Annotated in this window: 23 protein-coding genes and 1 tRNA gene; 14 read left to right on the top strand and 10 right to left on the bottom strand. The window is 44.4% G+C overall.

Going from position 1 to position 25,220, the window contains the following annotated elements; translation table 11 throughout:
* Nucleotides 1-4: 4 nt before the first annotated feature.
* The 3 genes from HYN59_RS08130 to HYN59_RS08140 all read right to left on the bottom strand — a co-directional run bounded on the left by HYN59_RS08130 (nt 5) and on the right by HYN59_RS08140 (nt 2,074).
* Complete coding sequence (locus tag HYN59_RS08130) at nt 5-766, bottom strand: hypothetical protein (RefSeq protein WP_108777799.1); 762 nt, start codon at nt 764-766, stop codon at nt 5-7.
* A 118-nt stretch (nt 767-884) separates the two neighbouring features.
* Nucleotides 885-1,649, bottom strand: a complete 765-nt coding sequence (locus tag HYN59_RS08135; RefSeq protein ID WP_108777800.1) for a hypothetical protein — start codon at nt 1,647-1,649, stop codon at nt 885-887.
* Nucleotides 1,650-1,696: 47 nt separating this feature from the next.
* Nucleotides 1,697-2,074: a GxxExxY protein gene (locus HYN59_RS08140; RefSeq protein WP_108777801.1), complete on the bottom strand. Its 378-nt coding sequence runs from the start codon at nt 2,072-2,074 to the stop codon at nt 1,697-1,699.
* Nucleotides 2,075-2,089: 15 nt separating this feature from the next.
* On the opposite strand from HYN59_RS08140, the gene HYN59_RS08145 reads away from it, so the two are divergent.
* On the top strand, nt 2,090-2,284 hold the full coding sequence (locus tag HYN59_RS08145; RefSeq protein ID WP_108777802.1) for a hypothetical protein: 195 nt from the start codon (nt 2,090-2,092) through the stop codon (nt 2,282-2,284).
* A 2-nt stretch (nt 2,285-2,286) separates the two neighbouring features.
* On the opposite strand, the gene alaS is transcribed toward HYN59_RS08145, so the two are convergent.
* The gene (alaS, locus tag HYN59_RS08150; RefSeq protein ID WP_108777803.1) at nt 2,287-4,914 is read right to left on the bottom strand and encodes an alanine--tRNA ligase; all 2,628 of its coding nucleotides are present in this window, start codon (nt 4,912-4,914) and stop codon (nt 2,287-2,289) included.
* A 226-nt stretch (nt 4,915-5,140) separates the two neighbouring features.
* Between alaS and HYN59_RS08155 the strand changes: the two genes are divergently transcribed.
* The 9 genes from HYN59_RS08155 (at nt 5,141) to HYN59_RS08190 (ending at nt 10,762) form a co-directional block, all read left to right on the top strand.
* On the top strand, nt 5,141-6,118 hold the full coding sequence (locus tag HYN59_RS08155) for a M23 family metallopeptidase (RefSeq protein ID WP_108777804.1): 978 nt from the start codon (nt 5,141-5,143) through the stop codon (nt 6,116-6,118).
* Nucleotides 6,118-6,447, top strand: a complete 330-nt coding sequence (locus HYN59_RS08160) for a MerR family transcriptional regulator (RefSeq protein WP_108777805.1) — start codon at nt 6,118-6,120, stop codon at nt 6,445-6,447. Before HYN59_RS08155 ends, HYN59_RS08160 begins: the two co-directional genes overlap by 1 nt.
* Nucleotides 6,437-7,054 (top strand): LemA family protein, encoded by a 618-nt coding sequence (locus HYN59_RS08165; RefSeq protein WP_108777806.1) that lies wholly within the window; start codon nt 6,437-6,439, stop codon nt 7,052-7,054. Before HYN59_RS08160 ends, HYN59_RS08165 begins: the two co-directional genes overlap by 11 nt.
* 2 nt (nt 7,055-7,056) lie before the next feature.
* Nucleotides 7,057-7,494 carry a TPM domain-containing protein gene (locus HYN59_RS08170; protein ID WP_108777807.1) on the top strand — a complete coding sequence of 146 codons (438 nt, stop codon included), beginning with the start codon at nt 7,057-7,059 and terminating at the stop codon, nt 7,492-7,494.
* Entirely contained in the window at nt 7,491-8,294 is an 804-nt protein-coding gene (locus HYN59_RS08175) for a TPM domain-containing protein (protein WP_108777808.1), read from the top strand. Before HYN59_RS08170 ends, HYN59_RS08175 begins: the two co-directional genes overlap by 4 nt.
* A 60-nt stretch (nt 8,295-8,354) precedes the next feature.
* The gene (locus HYN59_RS08180) at nt 8,355-9,095 is read left to right on the top strand and encodes a TPM domain-containing protein (protein WP_108779675.1); all 741 of its coding nucleotides are present in this window, start codon (nt 8,355-8,357) and stop codon (nt 9,093-9,095) included.
* Between the two features lie 73 nt (nt 9,096-9,168).
* On the top strand, nt 9,169-9,969 hold the full coding sequence (locus HYN59_RS08185; protein WP_108777809.1) for a TPM domain-containing protein: 801 nt from the start codon (nt 9,169-9,171) through the stop codon (nt 9,967-9,969).
* Nucleotides 9,970-9,980: 11 nt separating this feature from the next.
* Complete coding sequence (locus tag HYN59_RS18255; protein ID WP_245895693.1) at nt 9,981-10,202, top strand: hypothetical protein; 222 nt, start codon at nt 9,981-9,983, stop codon at nt 10,200-10,202.
* A gap of 29 nt (nt 10,203-10,231) precedes the next feature.
* The gene (locus HYN59_RS08190; protein WP_245895713.1) at nt 10,232-10,762 is read left to right on the top strand and encodes a TPM domain-containing protein; all 531 of its coding nucleotides are present in this window, start codon (nt 10,232-10,234) and stop codon (nt 10,760-10,762) included.
* A 58-nt stretch (nt 10,763-10,820) separates the two neighbouring features.
* Here HYN59_RS08190 and HYN59_RS08195 read toward each other — a convergent pair whose 3' ends face one another.
* Entirely contained in the window at nt 10,821-13,748 is a 2,928-nt protein-coding gene (locus HYN59_RS08195) for an outer membrane beta-barrel protein (protein ID WP_245895695.1), read from the bottom strand.
* 110 nt (nt 13,749-13,858) lie between these two features.
* On the opposite strand from HYN59_RS08195, the gene HYN59_RS08200 reads away from it, so the two are divergent.
* On the top strand, nt 13,859-15,592 hold the full coding sequence (locus HYN59_RS08200) for a leucine-rich repeat domain-containing protein (protein WP_181369534.1): 1,734 nt from the start codon (nt 13,859-13,861) through the stop codon (nt 15,590-15,592).
* 58 nt (nt 15,593-15,650) lie between these two features.
* On the opposite strand, the gene HYN59_RS08205 is transcribed toward HYN59_RS08200, so the two are convergent.
* The 3 genes from HYN59_RS08205 to era form a co-directional block, all read right to left on the bottom strand.
* On the bottom strand, nt 15,651-18,476 hold the full coding sequence (locus tag HYN59_RS08205; protein WP_108777811.1) for an outer membrane beta-barrel protein: 2,826 nt from the start codon (nt 18,474-18,476) through the stop codon (nt 15,651-15,653).
* Between the two features lie 117 nt (nt 18,477-18,593).
* Nucleotides 18,594-19,904 (bottom strand): ribosome biogenesis GTPase Der, encoded by a 1,311-nt coding sequence (gene der / locus HYN59_RS08210; RefSeq protein ID WP_108777812.1) that lies wholly within the window; start codon nt 19,902-19,904, stop codon nt 18,594-18,596.
* A gap of 121 nt (nt 19,905-20,025) precedes the next feature.
* A complete protein-coding gene (gene era / locus HYN59_RS08215; protein WP_108777813.1) occupies nt 20,026-20,910 on the bottom strand; it encodes a GTPase Era in 885 nt (294 codons plus the stop codon).
* 116 nt (nt 20,911-21,026) lie between these two features.
* Here era and HYN59_RS08220 point away from each other — a divergent pair.
* Nucleotides 21,027-21,099: transfer RNA gene (locus HYN59_RS08220), tRNA-Met, on the top strand.
* 71 nt (nt 21,100-21,170) lie between these two features.
* Here the strand turns inward: HYN59_RS08220 and HYN59_RS08225 are convergent.
* Nucleotides 21,171-22,370 (bottom strand): hypothetical protein, encoded by a 1,200-nt coding sequence (locus HYN59_RS08225; RefSeq protein WP_108777814.1) that lies wholly within the window; start codon nt 22,368-22,370, stop codon nt 21,171-21,173.
* Between the two features lie 266 nt (nt 22,371-22,636).
* Between HYN59_RS08225 and HYN59_RS08230 the strand changes: the two genes are divergently transcribed.
* Together HYN59_RS08230 and HYN59_RS08235 are read left to right on the top strand one after the other, a co-directional pair.
* Nucleotides 22,637-23,086 (top strand): KTSC domain-containing protein, encoded by a 450-nt coding sequence (locus tag HYN59_RS08230; protein WP_108779677.1) that lies wholly within the window; start codon nt 22,637-22,639, stop codon nt 23,084-23,086.
* Between the two features lie 222 nt (nt 23,087-23,308).
* Entirely contained in the window at nt 23,309-23,674 is a 366-nt protein-coding gene (locus tag HYN59_RS08235) for a CoA-binding protein (protein ID WP_108777815.1), read from the top strand.
* Here the strand turns inward: HYN59_RS08235 and HYN59_RS08240 are convergent.
* Nucleotides 23,649-25,157 (bottom strand): sodium:solute symporter, encoded by a 1,509-nt coding sequence (locus HYN59_RS08240; protein ID WP_108779678.1) that lies wholly within the window; start codon nt 25,155-25,157, stop codon nt 23,649-23,651. The two genes, HYN59_RS08235 and HYN59_RS08240, sit on opposite strands and share 26 nt — an antisense overlap.
* Nucleotides 25,158-25,220: the final 63 nt, after the last annotated feature.

The following is a 25,220-nucleotide window of genomic DNA, read 5'->3' on the forward strand; positions in this document are numbered from 1 at the left end:
TGGCTTAATACAGGTACCAGATTTGCGTTGTCCCGCTTGCATCGGTCTTAGTGCCTGTTAGCGGGTAACCGTCCTGATCGTAGGTATAAGTAGCCGTATACGAACCAGATCCGTTGCTGTGGCTTGCGGCAGTTATATTGTTTATGCCCCCAAGCTGCCAGGCGATATTCACAGGGCTTATGCCGGTTATGTTCATCTCAGGGTTATTGCTTCCATCAAATGTATAGGCCGAGTTGCCCGATGCTGATGTATAGGCGGTAACGTTTCCGTTGGCCACGGTCAACGTTCCTTCTTTAATAACTTCAGTTTGAGACTCATGGTCTCCGGCATAGGTTACCAGTGTGATCGTGCCATCGTCATTATAAGCATACGTAGTCCTGTTCGCCCATGGCTCCTGAACCGGAACTTCGCCTTCCTCGCCCAGTATGGTGTTAAAGCCATATTCCAGCATTTCAGATACCCTTCCCTCGTCATCATAAGTAAACTCGGTTGTTTTGGCATCTTCGTTATTTCCGGTATGCTCCACTTTAGTGATTTGGTCGCCGGTATAAGTGAACACATTATTTTGCCCGGCGCTGTTGGAAATAGCTACCAGTTTTTCACCATCATACTGATAAAGCGTAGTGACAATGGTGCCGTTCTGCGATTGTTCGATCTTTTTTGTCAGAAGCACGGCATCCGTACCGTTATTTTCAGGGTTTTGGTCAGATGAACAGGATGTGATGATAAGCAGGAGGGCAGCGGCTACTGCATAAATTTTCTTCATTGGTAAATAATTGTTTGGTCTTGATTATAAAATCAATAACATAAAAAGAGAATTAAAATTGTTAGTGCTGAATAATATACCCCGCAATATCAGAAAGTAAAGCGGGGTGAATTTTCATTTAATAAAAATACTGTATGTTATATATACTGCTGTCGGTAGTGGTATGTACAGCTGTCGCAGGATAATCCCTGTCGTTGTAAGTATACGTAGTCAGCGTATTGCCTGATGTCCCGTTTACCGAAACAAGCGTTGAAGTGACGTTATTCACACCTCCTTCAAATTCGGTAAGCGCCAGGATACCATAAGCATATACTTCCTTTAGGGGCGAATTCTTAAAGTCATAAGAATAGCTCACCGTCTTATTCCCAGTAGAGCCCTCGAATTTAATGATGTTACCATTGCTCACAAGCGTCAACGTCCCGGTTTGGGATTGGTTTTCCTGTCGGCTTTCATCACCGGTATACTGCACAAAGTTCACTTTGTTGCCATCATAGGAATAATCGGTGCGGACAGCATTGTTGTTGGCAGGATTGGCCAGGTTGTAATTGTAGTCTATGTGAGCGCCAAAAGTGCCGTTGCTGTCATAAAGAAAGGTCTCTTTCCTTATCAGGCCGCCATCCTTGTAATGCCTTATCTCGGTAAGGAAATTACCCTGGTAGGCATAATTCTCTATAGTGCCGTTGTTATGGTTAATAGCAGTGATCCTGTTCCCCTCGTAGGTGTACGTAGAGACCAGCTGCGTTCCGTCGGGCGCTGTTTCAATGGTTTTTTTAAGCAGGGTAGCAGTGGTGCCCCCATTTCCTCCGGTGCCCGATGGCCCGTCATCATTAGAGCAGGAAGCCAAGATGCCAATTGCCATAATGGTTAATACAATCTTTTTCATGTAGCTGAATTTTAATTTTAATCCAAAGGTAAGGAAAGTTTTAGTGACTATAAATTGTTTACAACCCTTGTTATGCCGTTCTTAATTAGACTCTCATTAAAATTTATAAGAAGGCCTAACTTACAGCCGGCAATTTTCAGGTACGTTAAAAGTTGCTTGGAATATACTGGATTCATCTGTTCTACAGACTTTATTTCCACAACTAAAATATCATTGATTATAATGTCTGCCCTGAAACCGATATTCATCTGAATATCTTTCCAAAATAAAGGTAAGGGCTTTTGGCGCTCCACTTTCAGGCCAGCGTCAGTTAGCTCATAGTGCAATATCGCTTCATAAACAGATTCCAGTAGTCCGGGGCCTAATTTTGTATGGATACGGGAACAAGTGTCTACGACGATTTTAGCAATATCATTTTCTGTCATATAAGCCTTTTAATATTGGCTAAAATAAAAAATATTTTCACGCAAAGTCGCAAAGCCGCCAAGACTCATGCCGGCAATGAAGCGCATAAAAGCCGCGAAGCTGAATTGCCAGCAATTCTTGTACGTACAGCCTTTGCGTCTTTGCGCCTTCGCGTGAAATTCAAAAAAATTGCGAGAAATTTTAAAAATAAATCCTTGCGGGAAAAATAAACCTACTTCACAAACTCCACAGCCGCACTCAGCGCTTCATTGATGCCCGCTGCGTTCTTACCGCCTGCGGTAGCAAAGAAAGGCTGCCCGCCGCCGCCGCCCTGGATGTACTGACCCAGTTCGCGGACTACCTGCCCGGCGTTGAGGCCTTTTTCGGCAACAAGCTCTTTGGAGATGTAGCACGTCAGCATCGGCTTGCCATCGGTTACGGTAGCCAGGACAAGGAACAGGTTCGTGCCAAGGTTGCCCAGTTCATAGGCAAGGTCTTTGGCGCCGGTAGCGTCAAGTTCGACTTGTTTGGCAAGGTACTGCACACCGTTGATGTCCTGTAGCTCTTTTGCTAAATCGCCCTTTAGGTTTTTGGCTTTGTCGCGAAGCAATGCTTCCAGTTGTTTTTTCAGTTTCGTATTTTCATCCTGCAACGATACTACCGCTTTCAGTGTATCCTGTGGATTTTTGAGTGTCGCATTTATTTCCTCAAGGGCTTTTTCCTGCTTGGCGAAATAGTCTTTCACCGCCTCATTCGTAATAGCTTCTATACGGCGTATACCCGCAGCAACAGCGCCTTCGCTAATTATTTTAAAGTACCATATATCGGCAGTATTCTTCACGTGGATGCCCCCGCAAAGTTCCATGCTCTCGCCGAATTTTATCGCACGTACATTATCGCCATATTTCTCACCGAACAATGCCATAGCTCCTTCTTCGACCGCCTGCTTGAAAGGAATGCTCCTGCGCTCGATAAGCGGCAGGTGTTCCTGTATGCGGGCGTTTACGAAGCCTTCCACCTGCTGTAGTTCCTCGTCGGTCACTTTAGCAAAATGTGAAAAGTCGAAGCGCAGGTAGTTCGGGCTAACCAAGGAACCTTTCTGTTCCACGTGTGTGCCGAGGATTGTTCTCAATGCCTGGTGGAGCAGGTGGGTAGCCGAGTGGTTGCTCGCCGAATTATCACGCAGCTTTTCGTTCACGATAGCTGTAAATGTACCTTCGATATTTTCCGGCAATTCCTGGGTGGTATGTATGATAAGGTTATTTTCCTTTTTAGTATCCAGTATCTCAATGCGTTCATTAGCAGAGGTCAGTACGCCACGGTCGCCAACCTGCCCGCCGCCTTCAGGATAAAAAGGTGTTGCATCAAGCACGATCTGGTATTGCACACCGTCTTTTGCAGAGTCTACTTTGCGGTAACGGGTTATCTTAACTTCATTTTCAGTCTGGTCATAACCAACAAAGCTTTCAGTATTGCCCTCTGTTAAAATGATCCAGTCCCCTTTAGCCACTTCATTAGCTTCGCGGGAACGGTCCTTTTGTTTTTTTAGCTCAATATCAAAGGCCGCTTTATCATAGGTATAGCCTTTTTCCTTTAAGATTAAGGCAGTAAGGTCTTCAGGGAATCCAAAGGTGTCATACAATTTAAATACCTTAGCGCCTTCGATTTCTTTACCTTGTGTTTCGGTAACCACATCTTCCAGTAAATCCATTCCGAGTACCAGTTTTTGAAGGAACGAAGCCTCTTCCTCACGGATAACATTCGTTACCAATGATTGCTGGTTCTTTATCTCAGGGAAAAACTCACCCATCTGGTTAGCCAATACAGCCACCAGCTCATTGATGAATGGCTCTTTTTTGTCAAGGAATGTGAATCCGTAACGTATCGCCCTCCTCAAAATCCTGCGTATCACATAACCCGCGCCACCGTTAGATGGCAGCTGCCCGTCGGCAATGGCAAAAGCCACCGCACGCACGTGATCGACAATAACACGGATGGCAATATTGGTTTTCTCTTCGGCGTCATTGGCAGCCTTTGAGTTATATTTTGCACCTGTAAGGGTTTCCACCTTTTCGATAAGCGGGGTAAATACATCGGTGTCGTAATTGCTCTGTACGTTTTGCAGCACCATGCACAGGCGTTCAAAGCCCATACCGGTATCTACGTGCTGTGCAGGGAGTTTTTCCAGCGAGCCGTCAGCCTTACGGTTGAACTCCATGAATACGTTGTTCCATATCTCAACTACCTGGGGGTGGTCGTTATTCACAAGGTCTTTACCCGAAACTTCAGCCTTCTCCGCAGCCGAACGGATGTCTACGTGTATCTCTGAGCACGGCCCGCACGGACCCTGGTCGCCCATTTCCCAGAAATTGTCTTTTTTGTTTCCAAGGAGTATGCGGTCTTCCGATATAAGGCCCTTCCAAATGTCATACGCTTCCTGGTCGAAAGGTACATTCTCTTCCTTGCTGCCCTCAAATACGGTTACATACAGGATATCTTTCGGGATTTTATATACTTCCGTCAGCAATTCCCACGCCCAGTTGATAGCGTCTTTTTTAAAATAATCGCCAAAGCTCCAGTTGCCCAGCATCTCGAACATCGTGTGGTGGTAGGTATCGAACCCTACATCCTCAAGGTCATTGTGCTTGCCGCTCACGCGAAGGCATTTCTGGGTGTCGGCAATACGCCTGCTTTTGGGCGTGCCATTGCCCAGAAAATATTCCTTGAACTGCGCCATTCCGGAGTTGTTGAACATCAGTGTGGGGTCGTCTTTGGTCACTATCGGGGCAGAAGGCACGATGAGGTGGCCTTTGCTTTCAAAAAATTGTAAGAATTGTTTCCTGATATCCTGGGATTTCATATTTGGAATTTTGTTTGTTTTATCTGTCCGCACCCAAAGGCTTTTAAAACCTTGGGGTCTCTGAATTGTTTATTGTTTAACTACCTATTTGCCTGTGTGGTCAAAAACATTTATTGTGCTATAAAAAGGATCGGTAAAAACCGTAACATTTACTACATTTGTTCGTTTATGACTTACGCACCTCACGGCTTTTTTCATAAGGTGCAAAAATAGAATATTTTAAGACATGGCGAAGGTAAAATATTACTTTGACACAGAAAACCTGGCGTACCGGAAGATAAAGCCGAAGATGGGTAAAAAAGTGGGCGTTGTCCTGCTTTTCCTCACTGCGGCGGCGCTTTTTGGGTTCCTTTGTTTCGTGGCGCTACTCAACACCCCGTACTTCGAAACGCCAAAAGACAGGCTGCAGGCGCGCGAGATAGAGAACATGCAGGTGCGCTACGAGATACTTAACCGAAAACTGGACCAGATAGACGAGGTACTTGCCAATATAGAGGAACGCGACAACAACATTTACCGTACTTATTTCAACACGACTCCCATTCCGGAGGAGCAGCGCAAGGCAGGCTTTGGTGGGGTGAACCGCTACAAGGAAATGGAAGGTTATAACAATTCCGAGCTGGTAATAAGTACCACCAAAAAGCTCGATATCATCTCAAAAGCGCTTGTTGTCCAGTCGAAATCGCTCGACGAGATAGCTAAACTGGCCAAAGACAAAGAAAAACTGCTTACGTCTATACCCGCCATACAGCCGGTTAAGAACGAGGACCTCCGCCAGATGGCTTCGGGTTTCGGGTATCGGAGCGACCCGTTTACAAAGATACGCAAGTTCCACGCCGGGATGGACTTCTCCGCCCGCACCGGCACGCCGATTTTTGCTACGGGCGATGGTGTTATTGTTGCTGCCGATAACAAGATGTCGGGCTACGGCAACCGTATCGTTATACGCCATGGCTTTGGCTACGAAACGCTGTATGGGCACATGAGCAAATTCAAGGCAAAGGCAGGGCAGAAGGTAAAGCGCGGCGATGTAATAGGCTATGTAGGCAGTACCGGACGGAGCGAGGCGCCCCACCTGCATTATGAAGTGCACAAAAATGGCGAGGTGGTAAACCCGCTAAATTTCTATTACGGAAATATTTCTGCGAAAGAATACATTTTAATTTCTAAATTAGCTAACCAGGAAAACCAATCTCTCGATTAATGCATTTAGAACTGCCCGAAAAAAGATATTACAGCATAGGAGAACTCGCTGCAGCTTTCAATGTCAACGCGTCGCTTATCCGTTTTTGGGATAAGGAGTTCGATGTGCTCAAGCCGAAAAAGAATGCCAAGGGCAACCGTATGTTTACCCCCGAGGACGTAAAGAACCTCCAGCTTATCTACCACTTGGTGAAGGAACGCGGCTTTACGCTCGACGGTGCCAGGGTACACCTGAAGGAAAGTCAGAAAAAGACCCTTGATAAATTTGAAATAATCAGTAAATTAGAAGCAATAAAAAACAACTTAATAAACATAAAAAATGAGCTCTAGCACAAAAAGTGGAAGGCCGGGATGGATCGTGCCTGCAATTATCATCGGTGTACTTGCCGTAATTATTTTTATTTGGGCAATGAACGTTAAGAATGGCGCTGTAACGAGAACACAGAATGTGGGCGAATCTTGGGGTAATGTTGAAACTTCGTATGAAAGGCGAAATTCCCTGATAGGAAACCTCGTAAAAACTGTTGAAGGTGCCGCCAACTTTGAAAAAGGTACCCTTACAGCCGTAACAGAAGCCCGGGCAAAAGCAAGCTCTATCCAGGTAGATGCATCTAATGCCACGCCCGAACAGCTGAAGGCGTTTGGCGAGGCACAGGCAGGTGTACAGTCTACTTTCGGAAGGCTATTGGCTACTGTAGAAAATTATCCGGTACTGCAAAGTAACCAGAATTTCCTTAAGCTGCAGGATGAGCTTGCCTCTACCGAAAATGAGATTCGTACAGCAAGAACGCGTTATAACGAAACCGTGAAAGACTATAATACTTATGTGCTGAGGTTCCCGAACTCCTTATTTTTAGGAGGATACAGGGAAAAGCCATATTTCGAGGCTTCTGCAGGTGCTGAAAAGGCTCCTGATGTGAATTTTAATATCAAATAGCAATGGCTAAAGCAAAAGATTTCTTTACCCCGGCCGACGAGGAAGCTATCATCACCGCCATCGGGCAGGCAGAGAAAAACACCTCCGGCGAGATACGGGTACATATAGAAAAAAATGCAGGAAAACCTCCGCTCGAAAGGGCACAGGAGGTTTTTCAGCAATTGGGCATGCATGCTACCGAAGCACGCAACGGCGTGTTGTTCTATGTCGGCGTTAAAGACCAGTCGTTTGCTATTGTTGGCGACGAAGGTATCGACAAAGTAGTAGAAAGCGATTTTTGGGACTGCACCAAGGATATAGTGATAGGGCATTTTAAGGAAAAAAGGTTCAGCCAGGGGCTTGTTGAAGGCATACTCCGCGCAGGCGAACGCCTTAAAACTTATTTCCCTTTTGCAGATGGCGATACTAACGAACTTCCCGATACCATTTCGAAAGGATGAGAAAAAATTACCTATACGGCATACTGCTGTTTGCAACTCTGCTGTTCCCCATAGCAGCTTTGGCACAATTCGACATTCCCGAAAAGCCGTCGTTCCAGACCAGCGTATATGACTATGCCAAGATCTTAGGCGATGACGAAAAAAAAGCGCTTGAGGAAAAGCTGGTGCGCTATTCGGATTCTACTTCCACACAGATAGTCATCATTACCATTGAGACGCTCAAAGGCGAAAGTATCGGCGAGCTTACCCCAAAATGGGCACACCAGTGGGGCATAGGCCAGGCCGACAAAGACAATGGTGTGCTTATTCTTTTGGCTGCTGCCGAACATAAAATATGGATATCGCCGGGCTATGGCGTTGATGACAGGCTTACTGCAGGCGAGTTGGGGCAGATGATACGCGACGTGATCATACCGGAGTTCAAGGCTGGAAGCTACTACAATGGCCTTGATAAAGGCACCGATGCGATATTCGATATGCTGAGGGGCAAATACAAAGGCGAAAGAAAAGGCAGTGATGGCAAACAGTCGGATGACGACGGGCCGGGAGGCTTTATCTTCATCGTTATAATTTTTATTATCATAATCGCCATTATCGGAAAAAGAGGCGGTGGCGGTGGCCGCGGAGGGCGGGGCTTTACCGGCAGCACCCTTGGCGATATCCTTGTACTGAGCAGCCTGGGCCGGGGCCTTGGCGGCGGAAGGAGCAGCGGCGGCTGGGGAGGAAGTTCCGGTGGCGGCTTTGGAGGCGGTTTCGGCGGTGGCGGCTTTAGCGGCGGCGGTGCCGGAGGAAGCTGGTAGCTGGTAGCGCTTATGGTAAAGATTGTAAATCCAAGGTTGCGGGAATACATGGTGCTGCTAATGAAGAGGTCCTGTACAATAGCGCTTTTAATTATAACCCTATTACTTCCTCTGGTAACGAAGGCCCAGTTTCATGTACCGGAAAAACCCGATTTGCAAACAAGCGTATACGATTATGCTAAAATCTTAAACAGCAACGAAAGGCGGGCACTTGAAAATAAGCTGCTACAATATTCCGATTCGACATCTACCCAGATTGTAATAATAACCATTGAATCGCTTCAAGGCGAAAACATCGGTGAGCTTACACCCCGATGGGCACACCAATGGGGTATTGGGCAGGCCGATAAAGATAACGGTGTGCTTATCCTTTTGGCAGAAGCCGAACACGAAATATGGATATCCCCGGGCTATGGCGTAGATGACAGGCTTACCGCTGGCCAGTTAGGCCAAATGATACGTGATGTAATTATTCCCGAATTTAAATCGGGTAATTATTACTCCGGCCTCAACAAGGGTACCGATGCCATATTCCTGATGTTGAGGGGGAAATATAAAGCTGAAAAAGAAGATCAGGGTTATACGGTATGGGGATTTATATTAAGGTTTCTTTTATTATCTTTTATAGTAGGGACACTGATAATGTTTTTTGCATGGCTGGTTACAAAATTGCCTCAATCCGATAGTACTTATAGTAGTTCGGGCAAATCGCGGCATTCTTCTTCCAGCAGATCCGGGGGGTTCCGTGGCGGTTTCGGCGGCGGCGGTTTCAGTGGCGGCGGTGCAGGGGGGAAGTGGTAATTTAATGTTAATGATGAAGAAACTATACAAATGTATTCCGTTGCTGTTCTTGTTGGCAATGTTGTTTCCCCAAATGGCAGCAGCTGCTTTTACGCTTTCGGCGCAACAGGAGACCATCCCTTTTTCGCCGACGTTTAAGATTCCCCCAAAACCAGGAGTGCAAACCAGTGTGTATGACTATGCAAACATCTTTAAAGAAGCGGAAAAAAAATCGCTTGAAGAAAAGCTTCTTACTTATTCCGATTCGACATCTACCCAGATTGTAATAATAACCATTGAATCGCTTAAAGGTGAAAACATTGGTGAGCTTACACCCCGATGGGCACACCAATGGGGTATTGGGCAGGCCGATAAAGATAACGGTGTGCTTATCCTTTTGGCAGAAGCCGAACACGAAATATGGATATCCCCGGGCTATGGCGTAGATGACAGGCTTACCGCAGGCCAATTAGGACAGATGATACGTGATATAATTATTCCTGAATTTAAATCGGGTAATTATTACTCGGGCCTCGACAAAGGTACTGATGCTATATTCAGGATGTTAACCGGTAAGTATAAAGCCCAACCCAACCCCAATGAGAATGGGGAAGTTGGAAAGGGATGGAAGACTATACAAGTGATACTTTATTTACTTTTAGCAGCTGGCGGGATTTTTTTGTACTTATGGCTTACGCGTAACAAAAAGGCCTATGCTGCTGCCAACGCAGCTATTAGCTATAGTAGTTTTGGCAGCAGTTCCTATACGCCAAGCCGTAGTACCTATACGCCATCACGCAGCTCGACTTCTTCCGGCAGCAGTTCCCGTTCCGGCTTTCGTGGCGGTTTCGGCGGCGGCGGCTTCAGCGGCGGCGGAGCAGGAGGGAAGTGGTAATTAAAATGTTAATGATGAAGAAACTATACAAATATATTCCATTGCTGTTCTGGCTGGCAATGTTTTTTTCTCAAATGGGAGCAGCTGCTATTTCGCTTTCGGCACAACAGGATACTATCCCTTTTTCACCGTACTTTAAGATTCCGCCAAAACCGGAGATACAAACCAGCGTGTATGATTACGGTAAAGTTTTATCTGAAACCGAAAAAAGCAGCTTGAAGAAAAACTGCTGAATTATGCGGACTCAACTTCTACCCAAATTATCGTAATAACTATTAAATCGCTCAAAGGTGAAAGCATTGGCGAACTGACACCCAAATGGGCGCACCAGTGGGGAATTGGCCAGGTAGATAAAGACAATGGTGTGCTGATACTCATGGCAAAAGACGACCATGAGGTATGGATAGCACCCGGTTATGGTGTAGACGACAGGCTCACCGCTGGACAGTTAGGGCAGATGATACGTACTGTAATGATCCCTGAGTTTAAGGTTGGAAAAGATTACAAGGCCCTTGATAAAGGCACAGATGCGATATTCCGGATGTTGGAAGGAAAATATATGGCTGATAAGACGGAGGAAAATGAGCGTCCGTGGTGGGGCTTTTTTATCCTTGAAGCACTTATATTTTTCTTTTGTTTTATTTACCACGCACTCGGAGGGTTCTGGGCAATCGCTACCGCAGTTGCCATGTACAGCGCTTCAGGCAAAAGTTCAGGTAAGCCCCGTAGCGGCTTCAGGGGTGGATTTGGCGGTGGCGGCTTCAGTGGCGGCGGAGCAGGAGGAAAATGGTAGCCGTGCCATCCGGAATTACGATAAAAAAATAGCGGCTGCATTTGCAGCCGCTATTTTTTTAAAACCACCAAAATGGCGAACCATTATCGTCTTTTTTCTTAGTGCCGAATTTATCAAGCTTCAAGGTAAGTGAGAACATTACATAACGTTTCAACACGATGTTCTGCTCATCACGTATGCTGGTCGCATTGATAGTACGCGATGTCCCAAGGTTCTGGTTAAGAAGGTCATATACTTTTACCTTAAACAATAAATTATCTTTCAGGAAATTATATCCCAGGCTGCTGTTCCATAAAAAGAAATCTTTCTTGAAGCCGTCAGCGATCTGGGAGTTGTAGGTATAACCAAAGTCATTGCCAAATACCACATGTTTCGGCCAGTAACTGGTCGTTTGCAGGTTGAACTTATGTACCACATTCGAAGCCTGGCTTACCGGGTAGTTGGAATAATCCGTTTGGTTGTAGGTAAGGCTGTACGATGGGTTTATGGTTAGCAGCTCCCCATACTCATAAGTAAAGTTAGCTCTTGGCGTAAGGGATAGCTTTCTTGAATCATACATTTCTGCATTCAGGAAACCCTTGCTAACAGAATAGTTACCATTTAGCCCGAAGCTGAACCTGTACGTTTGGCCTTCTTTCTTAATTGACTTGCTCCAGTTACCCCCGAACCAGCTGTAATATGTTCCCGAAATGTTCCGGTATTTCGTAGTGCTTTTGGCACTTTCGTCAATTAGGGTATAACCTATTATCTCGGTTTCATTATAGTTCCCGCCCATCCAAAGGCTGTAGCCGGAGCGTGTTGCATAATCAAAATCCCGATAGCTCAGGTTAAGGTTATGGTACCTCTGCGGATTAAGGTCCGGGTTACCAATAGTGGTATATAGCGGGTTGCTGATATCTTCCACCGGCAGTACCTGGTTGGGCTGCGGGAAATTGACATCATAGCTGTACCCCATCCACAATGACCTTGATTTGGACATCCTGTAGCTCAATTGCAGGTCGGCATAAGGCAGGATGTAATTTTTATTGATGTTGTACGCCTGTCCCATGTAATCAGAATGGTTTTTGAAATCGGCAATACGCGGGCCGCCTTCCACATTAAACCATAATTTATCTTTGCTGATGCTGAAGCCTGCTGTAGGGCGTATTGAGTTTGTTTTTGAGGTAAGGTAATTCGAAAGCGCATCATTACGATCGGTATAGCCATTCGTGAGATCGCTGAAGTTAAAGCCGTCACGATCCTGCAGTGCGTTTTTCCGTTCATAGTTTACGGCCACCTTTACCTGCATCGAGTCGGTTATGGGTTCAAGATATTCAATTCCTGCGGTATAATTGTCGTTAACCTGCCGGTTGTACCGCACCTGGTTCCGGTCGTCAGTGGTTACGCCCTGCACGCCTCCGGTATACGAATATTTATTGGTTTGCGACTGGTTCAGCTCTGTACCGTCATTCGTATCGTTATCGTTCTGGAGCACAACATTCAGCCCGCGTCCTTTTTTACTGTTGAAGGCTTTATTAAATACAAAATAGCTTTCGAAGCCTTTTTTGTCGTATTCGTTGGAAGTAAACGCATTGCTGTCGTTCAGCAGCCTTTCGTCTGTTACCCTTCGTGTTTCCTGGCTGGAATTTGTCTTCACCTTTGCGTTTGAAGATACAAACTTCGGGGCAAAATAAATAGTTGCCGTCGAGTCGATCTTTACATTGAACTCCGTATTGAAATTATGGGCATACTGGCTGCTGTTGGTGCGCGAATTCGATTCTATCCTGTAGCTTGGGTCGGTCATTTCGCCGGTTTCGGTATCTAAGGTTTCAGGCAGGAAGTTGGTCTGCCTTGTCCGGTTCTTGTTTTCAGAATCGGCGCCTGTGTAAAAATAGCTGGCGTTGCCGTCAAATCCTTTTGTCCATTCGTCGGCATAGTTCAGCCCCAGGATATTCGATCGGGTAATGCCTTTTCCGCCGCCGAACTGCATTCCGTTGATCCCGAATCCGCCATCGTCGTTCATCCAGACCGACATATTCCTGCCGCCACCCATATTGTCGAAGATCTCATTCATGGAGAAGCCGGTCGAGTTGATATTGTTTGAAGAACCAAGTATACTTATTTTTCGGGCGCCTTTGAAGTAATTGCCAAGTATGCTGCTTTCATACCGCCCGCTGCTGCCATAGCCGCCCATGATCTTCCCAAAGAGGCCCTTGTTCTTGTCCTCATCTATGGTAAGGTTGATGCTGGCATTATCGCCGCTGGCCTTCTGTCCCGAAAGCTCTTCCTGTTTGGTCTTAGTGTCGGTAACCTGCACTTTGTTAATGATATCCGCAGGCAGGTTTTGCAGGGCGATCTTTCCGTCTTTATCAAAAAAAGGTTTGCCGTTCACCAATATCTGGTTCACTTCCTTGCCGTTCACGGTTATCTTGCCCTGTTCATCAATGTCAACGCCGGGAAGCTGCTTCAATAAGGCTTCTACATTGGCATCGGGTCGTACTTTGAATGATGAGGCGTTGAATTCGAGCGTATCCGATTTTATACGGATAGGAGGGATCTCGCCCTCGATCACTACTTCATTAAGTTCGGTCGACCTGTCAGCGAGCCTGATGGTGCCGAAATCACGGTCTTCTGAAATGTTGTCGAGCTGCTGCTTGTGATCTGCCAGCCCCACATAAGCAATCTTTAGGTAAACGGGCTGTGAAATTTTGCGGGTCTTCAGTTCCCAGGTACCGCTTTTTCCTGAGATAGTGTAATCAATTACGGAAGAATCTTTAACCGAAGTAATGTAAATGGTTGCCGATTCAAGGGGGAAATCTTCATTGTCGGTGATTTTTCCTTTTAAAGTGATGTTTTGGCTGAAACTTAATGTTGTGCAGGCGAAAAACAAAATGAGGGTAAATAATTTGTGCATGTAAAGTTGGTTGGTAAGGTTATCCTGATAGAAACAGCAAAATAATAATTTTATTATGACATTGAAGGATAATACGATTTTTTTAATAGCCATAGAAAAGAGTTTGGATATCTTACGTACAATTATATATTTTTGTTCCGGATGGTATACACCGGATGCGCTTTGGTGTTTCCTCTCTAATCAACCAAAAAACCAAACCATTTATGACTCTTGAAGAAGTAAAAAGCATTTTTCGTTCCGGGGACGAAAAAGCAATGAAAAAAGCCCTTCCGGCGATTGAATCCAATGACTCTTTAAAAACAGAAGTACTGGAATATTACGCCGATATTTTAAAATACACCGGAGGAAAAGCCCTGGCCGATATTTTGAAAATACCGAAAAATCTCGCCACCAAAAAAGTAAGGGCAAAAAAGTGGGAGCCCAATGCCAACAGTATTGAAATACTAAACCATTTGATGGTAGACTATCTCAGCTTGTGGAATGACCCTATTCCGATTTGGGTAAAGCACACGAATTTTCGCTCGCTTTCATTTGTGAAATGCCCTGAAGGGGATATTATTTACCCAATTTCCGCCTACGAATTCGAGATCAGGGAATGTGGGCTGGAGCAAATTCCCGATGCAGTAAGGGACGTTAATGCAAAGCGCCTTGCTTTTTCTGGCAACAGGATCAAAGTAATTCCTGACTGGGTTTTTGAGACTGCCGAACGATTGAATGTAGGCGATAACCGAATTGAAAAGATTGAACTGGTAAAAGACAGTACGATTGATACATTGCGTTTGGGGGGTAACAAAATCACCGATATTTCATTTTTAGTGCATTTTCCAAGGCTTACTTTTTTAGTGCTCAGCAATAACCGCATCAGCGATTTTCCAAATCTACCGGGCAGCCTTTTGCGATATCTCTATATTGACAAGTGTGATTTTACCCAAATACCCGAATCATTCAATGCACTGCAAAAGCTTTATGGCCTCTTTTTCGATCATAACCCGATAACAACTATCCCCGAATTGAAGATGCCAAACCTCGATAGTCTGGACATTTCCGGTACGCCAATAGGAGAAGAGCATAATATCAAGGGCAGTATGTCCGGGAATGATACCCAAGCTTTCCTAAACAGGAATAAAGAGGTTGACAACGGTTTTGTAGAAATATGCAGGCTGCTGGAATCGCATGCCATACAGAAAGTCGAAGAAGCCTATGACATGCTGAGGGCAAACGAAGCCAGCCTGAAAAAGGCAGAACAACGTTACCTGAAATTTATCCGGGCAAGGCTGGGCGTCGGCGCAACAATTTTCGATTTTGGAAAGGCGATGTATTCAGAAACCGACGTGGATGCTCTTCGAAAAACATTAACGAAAAGTAACATTTCACTTTCGTTAGCCTACCTTGATGATGCCACTTCGAAGATGCTGGTTGACTTTTTGGGCAGCATCGCGGCAAGTGTAGTGGATATCAAAGCCCTTAAAGAAGGGCTGGCGGCTTCCAATTCCGAAGAAGAATTGGTACGCCTGGGCAATGCAAAGCTGCAGGAGATCAGGAATGCGATATATGAGGTTACGCAAACCTATAAAGACGGCTGGTTTGGGCAGTTATTGTACGATTTTAGTTCCAAAACACATTATGCACTGGCTTTTGACCACACCCATTTCGACATAGCGAATACTTCTCCATACGCGGAGGCATTCTTTGTATTCCTGCAATGTTTTGCTACCGATGATTATTATATCGATGTGTTCCAGTCTGATGCTCCGCGTTTTGGCGAGATTTTCTGGCTGATGCCCTACATCCCGAAAGTAATTTGGTTTGATGTTACCCCGGTTTACCCGCTTTCGCCGCTTTCTTTCAAGCGGTCGGCATCGCTTAGCGAAAATAATGCCGGGAAACGGATCAAAAGTAAGCTGGCTTCAGAGGCAGCTATTGAATCACCCGAATAACATATACTGCTAAGTTTTATTACAAAGGCGCAGCAGTATTTGTTGCGCCTTTGTGCTTTTACATACGTCCGCCACCGCCTGGCGGCCTGCTGCCGCGGAACCCGCCACGGCGATTGTCGGTAGGTGCTGAACCTCCAAATTTATTGAGCTTGTAAGTCAGTGAAAACATTACATAACGCTTCAATACAATATTTTCCTCGTTGGTTACCGATGTTGCCTGTACCGTCCTTTTCACGCCTGTGTTCTGGTTGAGAAGGTCATATACTTTTACTTTAAACAGGAGCTGGTCCTTAAGGAAATTATACCCAACACTGGTATTGAGCAGGTAAAAATCCTTTTTAAAGCCGTCCGGGATATTGGAATTGAAAGTGTACCCAAGGTCGGCCCCTATAACGGTATGATTCGGCCAGTAGCTTGTGGCTTCGAGTCCCGCATTATGCACAAAGCTCGACGCAGAGCTTACGCTGTAATTGGTATAATTGTATTCATTATAGTTAAAGCTGTACGAAGGGCTTATGGTCAACAACTCGCCGTAGCGGTAAGTAACATTGAAATTTGGCGTGAGCCCAACCGATCTGGAATTGTAGAGCTCACTGTTGAGGAATCCTTTATCGGTACTGTAATTTACCGAGACCCCGGTATTCAGCAGCCATTCGTGTGCCTCTTTCTTAAAGGATCTGTTCCAGTTAAGCGATAGCGTACTGTTCATAACGCCCGAAATATTCCGGTAGGTCGTAGACCTTTTGGCGCTTTCGTCGGTTGTAGTGAATTGCGTTACCTGATTATTGTAAAATACTGCATTGGCCGAAATATTAAACCCCGTGCGGGTGGCATTGTCAAAATTACGGAAGCCTGCCCTGAAGGTATGCGATTCGGTAACATCGAGGTCCGGATTTCCTATATAGGTGTTGAGCGGGTTGCTGAGGTCTTCTACCGGCAGCAATTCATCAGCATCGGGGAAGCTGACGGCATAGCGGTAATTCCCGTACAACGATTTGGATTTGCTGAAACGGTAGTTAGCCCGGATACTTCCCAGAGGGAGGACATAGTTTTTATCCAATGCATATTTCTCGCCCATGTAAGTGGCGTTGTTTTTAAACGAAGAAAACTGCGCACCCACTTCGCCACTTATTCTCAGCTTGCTCTTTTCAAGCGACAGGCCTGCTGTAGGAGATATCGATCCGGTTTGGGAAGCCAGATAGTTGGAAAGCGCGTCGTTAAAAAGAGAATAGGTGTCAGAAACAGGGTCGTAATCATAGCTGTTCCTGCTGCTTGTGTTTTTGGCTAATGAGTAGTTAGCGCCAACATCAAGACGGAGCGAATCAGTAATAGGCTCAAAATAGTCTACACCGGCACCATAGCTGTTTGTCGTGCCTTCATTGTTCAATACCTGGTTACGGTTATCGGTTGTTGTTTCCGTGACCCCTCCCGGATATTTATATTTTATAGTATTGGACCGGTTGAGGTTTTGCCGGTCGGTCTCATTATCGTTTGCCGAAAGGGTAACGCTTAGCCCCCTTCCTTTACGGGCAAAGTTCTTAAAATAAAAAAGGTAATTTGTCACTGCCCTCGTATCGCTGTCTGATTGCGAATCCGATGTACTTTCATTCAACAGCCTCGAGTCGGCCAGCCTTTGCGAAGCGCTGCTGGACGATGTACTGCTATTTGATCCCGAAAGCTTAAAACTTGGCCTGTAGTTGATGGTAGAAGTGGTATCGATCTTGAAATTGAACTCACTATTAAAACTGTGCGAATAGGTGTCGCTGTCCGATCTTGACTCCGATCGGGTAGTATAGCTTTTATCAATGATTGTCCCCGGGTTATCGGCGTCCTCGCCTTCAGGCAGGTAATTTATAGCTTCATAACGCCGCCTGTTGTTGGTGGAGGCCTCGTTATAATTATAGCTGGCGCTGGCATCAAAGCCCTTGAACCATTCGTCATTATAGTTGGCCCCCGCGGTACTGCTCCGTGTGATGCCGGGCGAATTGCTGCTGCCCCTCAATGCCTGTGCGCCCGAGCCCCTGCCAATACTGCCGAAAACTTCGTCGTTTGTAAACCCGGAAGAGTTGATATTATTCGACGATGCCAGCACGCTTATTTTCTGTTTGTCCTTAAAATAGTTGACCAGTCCGCTGGCTTCATACCGCCCACTGCTCCCGTAGCCGCCTGTGACCCGCCCAAAGAGTCCTTTATTCCGGTCCTTCTTTATCGTTAGGTTAATACTCGAATTATCGCCGCTGGCCATCTGCTTTGCCAGTTCCTCTTTTTTTGTTTTAGTATCGGATACCTGCACTTTATCGATCATGTCGGCAGGCAGGTTTTTCAGGGCTATCTGGCCATCAGCATCAAAAAAAGGCTTGCCGTTAACTAATAGCTGATTTACTTCCTTGCCGTTTATTGTTATTTTTCCGTCAGGCGTGATAACGACCCCGGGAAGCTGTTTCAACAGAGTTTCCACATTAGCATCAGGGCGTACTTTAAACGAAGATGCGTTAAACTCCAGGGTGTCTTTCTTGATTCGTATCGGCGGTATCTCGCTTTCTATCACTACTTCGTTAAGTTCGGTAGCCTTATCTTGCAGTTTCAGGGTGCCAAAATCGCGGTCTTTTTCTACGGAAGTTAGTTCTTCTTTATAATTAGCTAAGCCAATATATGAAATCTTTAGGGTAGCCGGAGCGTTGATCCGGGGCACCTTAAGCTCCCAGCTACCGCTTTTACCGGAAATGGTATAATCCACAACTGTAGAGTCTTTCGCACGTATAAGATAGATCGTTGCCGACTCTAATGGGAAATCCGTATTATCGGTAACCACCCCTTTAAGCGTGACACTTTGGCTGTATCCCGCTATACTGCAAAATAATAATAAATATAGTAGTATGCGCATTGCTGGTATGCGATTATAGGGTTATTGTATAAGTGCCGCTTAAAAAAAATATCACACCTGATAGAGTGTGATACTGTTTAGACGTTATTTTAATCGAAAGGTTTAATGCTCTGAAAATTACTTCTGCCTGAAATAAATATCGATCGGCACACCCTCAAAATTATATATCTCGCGCATCTTGTTCTCAAGGAAACGCTTGTACGGATCCTTCACATACTGTGGCAGGTTGCAGAAGAACACGAACTGCGGCGTAGGCGTAGGCAGCTGCATGCAGAACTTTATCTTTACATACTTGCCTTTCAGTGCCGGTGGCGGATTGTTCTCTATAATAGGCAACATGGTCTCGTTCAGCTTTGAGGTCGCGATGCGCTGTTTCCTGTTTTCGAAAACATCAACGGCGGTTTCCAGGGCTTTTAGCAAACGCTGCTTGGTCAGCGCCGATACGAAAAGGATAGGCACATCGGTAAACGGCTGCAGCTCTTCGCGAATTTTGCGCTCGTAATCGCGGGTAGTCATGGTATCCTTTTCTACAAGGTCCCATTTGTTGACTAATATCACAACGCCTTTACGGTTCTTTTCGGCAAGCCAGAAGATGCTCTGGTCCTGGCCTTCAAAACCACGCGTAGCATCAATAACAAGGATACATATATCGCTGTGCTCAATGGCACGTACCGAACGCATTACCGAATAGAATTCCAGGTCTTCTTTCACCTTTGCCTTACGGCGGATACCCGCAGTATCAACAAGGTTAAATTCAAAACCGAAACGGTTGTAGGTAGTATCAATAGCATCGCGGGTAGTTCCTGCAATGTCGGTAACCACAAAACGGTCTTCACCGATAAGTGCGTTAATGAAAGATGATTTACCGGCATTCGGGCGGCCTACTACGGCAAATCGCGGCAAAGCAACAGCATTCTCGTCCGGTGCAACGGCTTCGGGAAGCAATTCCACAAGCGCATCAAGCAGTTCTCCCGTGCCCGAGCCATTCATTCCTGCAATCGTATAATATTCGCCAAGGCCAAGGTTATAGAACTCCACAGCGTCTTTTTCGCGCATGGAATTATCTACCTTGTTTACAGCAAGAAGTACTGGTTTAGTTACTTTACGAAGCAATTTTGCGACTTCGTCATCCATTGGCGTAATGCCTTCCTCGACATCCACTACAAATATAATTACATCGGCTTCGTCGATCGCCAATTCTACCTGGCGGCGTATCTCAGCCTCAAAAACATCGTCAGATCCTTTAATGTAGCCACCGGTATCGATCACCGAAAATTCTTTTCCGTTCCATTCGCTCTTGCCGTAATTACGGTCACGGGTTACCCCGCTCACCGAATCGACGATAGCTTCCCTGCGCTGTATCAGCCTGTTAAAAAAAGTGGACTTGCCCACATTCGGCCTTCCTACTATGGCTACGATATTATTCATTCGTTATTTTAAATTTTTTGCAAAAGTATGGATAAAGTTGCTAAGTTCCTAAGTAACTTAGTTTCTGAGGGCTGATTGCATCCGGTTTGTAGCATCGGACTTCCGACTTCGGACTAAAAAACTACTTCTGGTTATACCCAAATCTCCTCAATTGGTAACTATTGCTCCTCCAGTCTTTATTGACCTTAACGAACATTTCGATATGTATCTGCTTACCGAAGAATTTCTCCAGGTCGGCGCGGGCTTCCATGCCTACACGCTTGATGGCTTCACCTTTATGGCCGATGATAATACCTTTCTGGGTATCGCGTTCTACCATGATCACTGCACGGATGCGGATGATATTGTCGGTTTCTATGAATTCTTCAGTCTCGATCTCAACAGCATACGGAATTTCCTTTTCATAATGCAAAAGGATCTTCTCACGGATAGTTTCATTTACAAAGAAACGTTCCGGCTTGTCGGTAAGCGCGTCTTTCGGGTAATAAGGGGGCGACTCCGGCATCAGTTCAATGATGCGGTTGAACACTTCCTTTACGTTGAAGTTCTGCAAGGCCGAGATAGGGTATATCTCCGCGTTCGGTACTTTCTCCGTCCAAAGCTGTACCTGCTCTTCTAACTGTTCCTGTGATGACTTGTCTATCTTGTTCAATAGCAGCAGCACCGGTATCTTAGCATGGATAATCTTATTGAAAAAAGCTTCGTCTTTCAGTTCTTTCTCGCCGATCTCTACCATATAGATAAGGATGTCGGCATCCTCGAAAGCTGATTTCACAAAGTCCATCATATTGGATTGAAGCTCATACGCAGGCTTGATGATCCCGGGCGTATCAGACAATACCACCTGGAAGTCATCGCCGTTCACGATACCCAATATGCGGTGGCGTGTAGTTTGTGCTTTTGAGGTGATAATGGAGAGGCGCTCGCCTACGAACGCATTCATGAGGGTTGATTTCCCTACGTTGGGGTTGCCTATTATATTTACGAAACCGGCTTTGTGTGACATAACAAATTAATTATGCCGCAAAGGTAGGCATATCAGCGGAATAGTAGAAATAAAAGATTTTTATGCATTTTAACTTGCTATTTCAAATAACCGTTGTATATTTGCACTCGAAACATCGCGGGATAGAGCAGTAGGCAGCTCGTCGGGCTCATAACCCGAAGGTCACAGGTTCGAGTCCTGTTCCCGCTACTAAGTAAACCCTTTCAGAAATGAGAGGGTTTTTTGTTTGCATATATATGCCATATAAAAATATTCGCCAGTTAGTTTTCTTTTGTTTTAGCTACCATTCTAATTTTCATTACAGGTCTATCTTCATGAAAGTCTAAAGTGAATAAATAAGGATCTAAAAACCATGCTCTATAAAAAGAATTTTCTTTTGTTTCATTTTGAATATAACTTTCATTTCCTAAGAGATAATTGATAGAGATGATTAATGCTTCATATTCCTGTTTTAATAAACCAATTTTATTTAACAGAACACGTTTGAATAATAATAATTCTGAATTTTTAAAATTCAGAATTTCATTAAAGTATCCAAAGATATGAAAGTTCAATGAGTAAGATTTATAGTTATCATGCTCTTTAAAAATTCCCTTATTAAAAATTCCAAATAATAATTCCAATAATTCTTCTGCGTTATTACATTCCCCGCCATCTAAATAATCATGTTTTACAATATCTTGCGGTTTTCTAATTTCCGTAGTTATGTCCATAGCCTTATAGAGCAACTCGGTTTTTGCAAATGCAAAATTATCATTCAAAATGAAAAAATCGCATGTTGTCGCAAAGCCAGCGTGCCAAGAGTCGTGTATCGTGTTGGCCATCGTGGTACTATCTTTCTTTGTAAGATTATCTTGAGAGTAGCCAATCACATCCAATAAAAGATAGTGAATTGAAATATAATTGATTGAATCATCTTTGATAGCATTTAGTGTTTCCATAATTTTTACACCAAACTCATCGAATCCATCTAAGCCCGCAGAATGTAAATTGTTATTAATATATTCCCATGTATCAAATCTTTTATCGTTTAGTTTACCCGGGCTGATGTTAATATTTTTCTGGAATTCAATTCTAAGGTCTCCATAATACTTATCGTTAATTACACTTTCATATAAATCGTAGACATTTTTTAGTATTACATTGGTTGGCACCATGTCTTCTTTGCTAAATAAGCGACCGACAAATTGTGAAGTGATGTTTTTAAAGTTATTTGTCATCATTAAATCTATAGACTCTACATCCCTGGATATGATTTCTTGAAAACTAGTAGGATTCAGTAGTTCCTGATGATTAATATACCAGCGTAAAATATCGTGGGGTTTACATATTTCGAAATTTAATTTTCCATTTGTATATTGTTTAATAAACAAATCTTGTGTTATTTCGCTGATAGTATTTAAATGTCCCTCAATCCCATCCCAACCTTTTTTTTTTGTAACTACGATAAATATCTGCAATATGAGCTACAGAATACGGGAAAATGTATTTTGATTTATTTTCCAAAAGGATTTTCTTCAAGTTTGCAAATTCTTGATGATGATTAATCCGACTCATTACATTCCAATCTAAATATATTCTTATCATTTTTTAAAATTACGAATTAATATAAAACGGAAATTCGAATACTTAACCCATTATTTTTCAACCTCCTGTTGCTCCTTCACATAATTTCCCTACTTTTGCACCCGCTTACTAAAACGCAATTACAGAGGAATTTATGAATATGAACAAAATTGTTGAGTACAGGAAATTACTCGACGTGACCAAAACGGCTACCCTTAAAGAACTGAAAACCATTTACAGGAACAGCATGAAAGACTGCCATCCTGATACGTGCACTACCGATGAGGAAAGGCATGCCGCTGAAGAAAAAAGCAAGGCTATCATTGAAGCCTACCACTTTTTGGTAAGCATTGCCCCGGAAACTTCGGAAAAAAATAAAGAAGAATATACCAAAACCACATCGGTATCACCTATAACAGAGTTTTATTTCGAGAAGCAGGCACTGTACATCAACTTCCTTGATGGCAGCAGCTACGAATATTTTGGTGTACCGCGTAACGTTTACGTTAAAATGGTAAACGCCGAATCACCGGCACGTTTTGCCCGCAGGCACATTTACGGAACCTACCTGTACCGCAGTGCCCAAAAGATTGTGGCCAACGCAGAGTAGTTTTTTAATCGCATCATATTGAAAGCTTTCCGGAAGGAAGGCTTTTTTTGTTTCTGCTAAAATGTATAAGAGTAAGAACGAACTGTCGGCACATCTCGCTCCCCTCTCCTTGGGAGAGGGGTCGGGGGGAGAGGACAAAGCACCGGCCTTTTCATGTTATAGTTACTCTAAAATTCGTCAATATCCCGCAGGCTTTCAGTAAATTTGAGTAAAACAAGAATTATGGAACCAAAGAAGACACTAGTAATGGGCGCCTCTACAGACCCAGGCCGGTATTCCTACAAAGCTATAAAAATGCTGCAGCGCTACGGCCATCCGGTGGTGGCAGTGGGTAAAAAAGAAGATGACCTTGACGGACTTAAAATAGAAAAAGCCCAGGTGCCGTTTGAAGATGTGGATACGGTTACGCTATACCTTAACCCAATGAACCAAAAGCAGTATTACGATTATATTGTTGGCCTGGAGCCAAAGCGTGTGATATTCAATCCCGGTACCGAAAACCCGGAACTTTATTCGCTGTTAAAACAGAACGGCATTGATATCGAAGTGGCCTGTACGCTGGTTATGCTCTCGATACATCAATATTAGCTTCCTTCCGGCTGATGCCCAGTAACAGCAGGAAGGTAATAAGGCCGTTCACAATGATAAGTTCATTGTCGAACACATATCCGGCAAACAGTTCTTTCGAATAGGTCTGCAATACAAAAGTGATCAGGGGCGATACCAGGCAGGCGAAAGGCACTAGCCTGTCCCTCACGCTATAATTTTTTAGGAAGAGACCGAAAGAATACAGTCCAAGCAGCGGCCCATAGGTATATCCCGCAATCCTGAAGATCATGCTTACTACCGAATCGTCATTCAGCACATTGAAGACGATAATCACCAAGAACATCAATAATGAAAAGGAGATATGGACAAAGTGGCGTGTCTTCACATTATTGGTTTTTGCTAGGTTCTTCTCTTTATCCATTCCTAAAAAGTCTACACAAAAAGAAGTTGTGAGTGCTGTTAACGCTGAGTCGGTCGTTGCAAAGGTAGCCGCTGTAAGCCCCAGTAAAAAGATTACCGATGGCACTATCGCGAGATGGTTAAAAGCAATTTCCGGGAAGAGCAGGTCGGTGCTTGGGTTGCCGTTTTTCATTGGGATAGCGATGCCGTTATTGTTAGCATAAATATACAGGAGCGCGCCCACCCCTAAAAAAAACAGGTTGATAACCACAAAGATACCTGTAAAGGTAAACATGTTCTTTTGTGCTTCGCCGATGTTTTTGCAGCTCAGGTTTTTCTGCATCAGGTCCTGGTCCAGCCCCACCATGGCAATAGTCACGAAGATCCCGCCAAATATCTGCTTCACAAAATGGAATTTATTCCCTATAAAATCTTCAAAGAAAAATATTTTGGAATAATTGCTGTTCTTTATGGTTTCAAAAGCTTCCGGAAGGCTCAGGTGGAGGCTGTCGCAAATAAAATAGATGGTAAAGAATACCGATGATACGAGAAATAACGTCTGTAAGGTGTCGGTGATGATGATGGTTTTCAACCCTCCCTTGTAGGTGTAGGCAAAAATGAGCAGCAGCGAAATAAGCACTGTAGCCCAGAATGGCACGCCAAAGGCATCGAACACATAGCGCTGAAGCACCAACACTACCAGATACAGCCGGAATGCCGACCCAATAGTCCTGCTGATAAGAAATATCATGGCCGATGTCTTGTAGCTGTAATAGCCCAGCCTGCCTTCTATATAGCTGTATATCGAGGTAAGGTTAAGCCGGTAATACAAAGGCAATAAAACTTTGGCGATTATGATAAAACCAATGGCATTGCCCAGTATAAACTGGAAATACTTGAACTGTGCACCGCTGGGTGCGCCCACTTCTCCCGGCACCGATATAAACGTTACACCTGAGAGCGCCGTGCCTATCATTCCAAAGGCAACCAGGTACCACTTTGAGTTTTTGTTGGCCTTAAAGAATGTATCATTACTGCTGTCTTTTTTGCTGACCATCCGCGATATGAGGATAAGTATGCCAAAATAAACAATGATGATAGAAAGTATGGTTAGCGGCTGCATAGCGTATGTTTTGATATACAAAGCAACTAAAAATTATCGCAAAAAGCTACTGCCTTGTTAATT

The sequence above is a fragment of the Flavobacterium album genome (genome assembly GCF_003096035.1).
GTDB classification, from domain to species: domain Bacteria; phylum Bacteroidota; class Bacteroidia; order Flavobacteriales; family Flavobacteriaceae; genus Flavobacterium; species Flavobacterium album.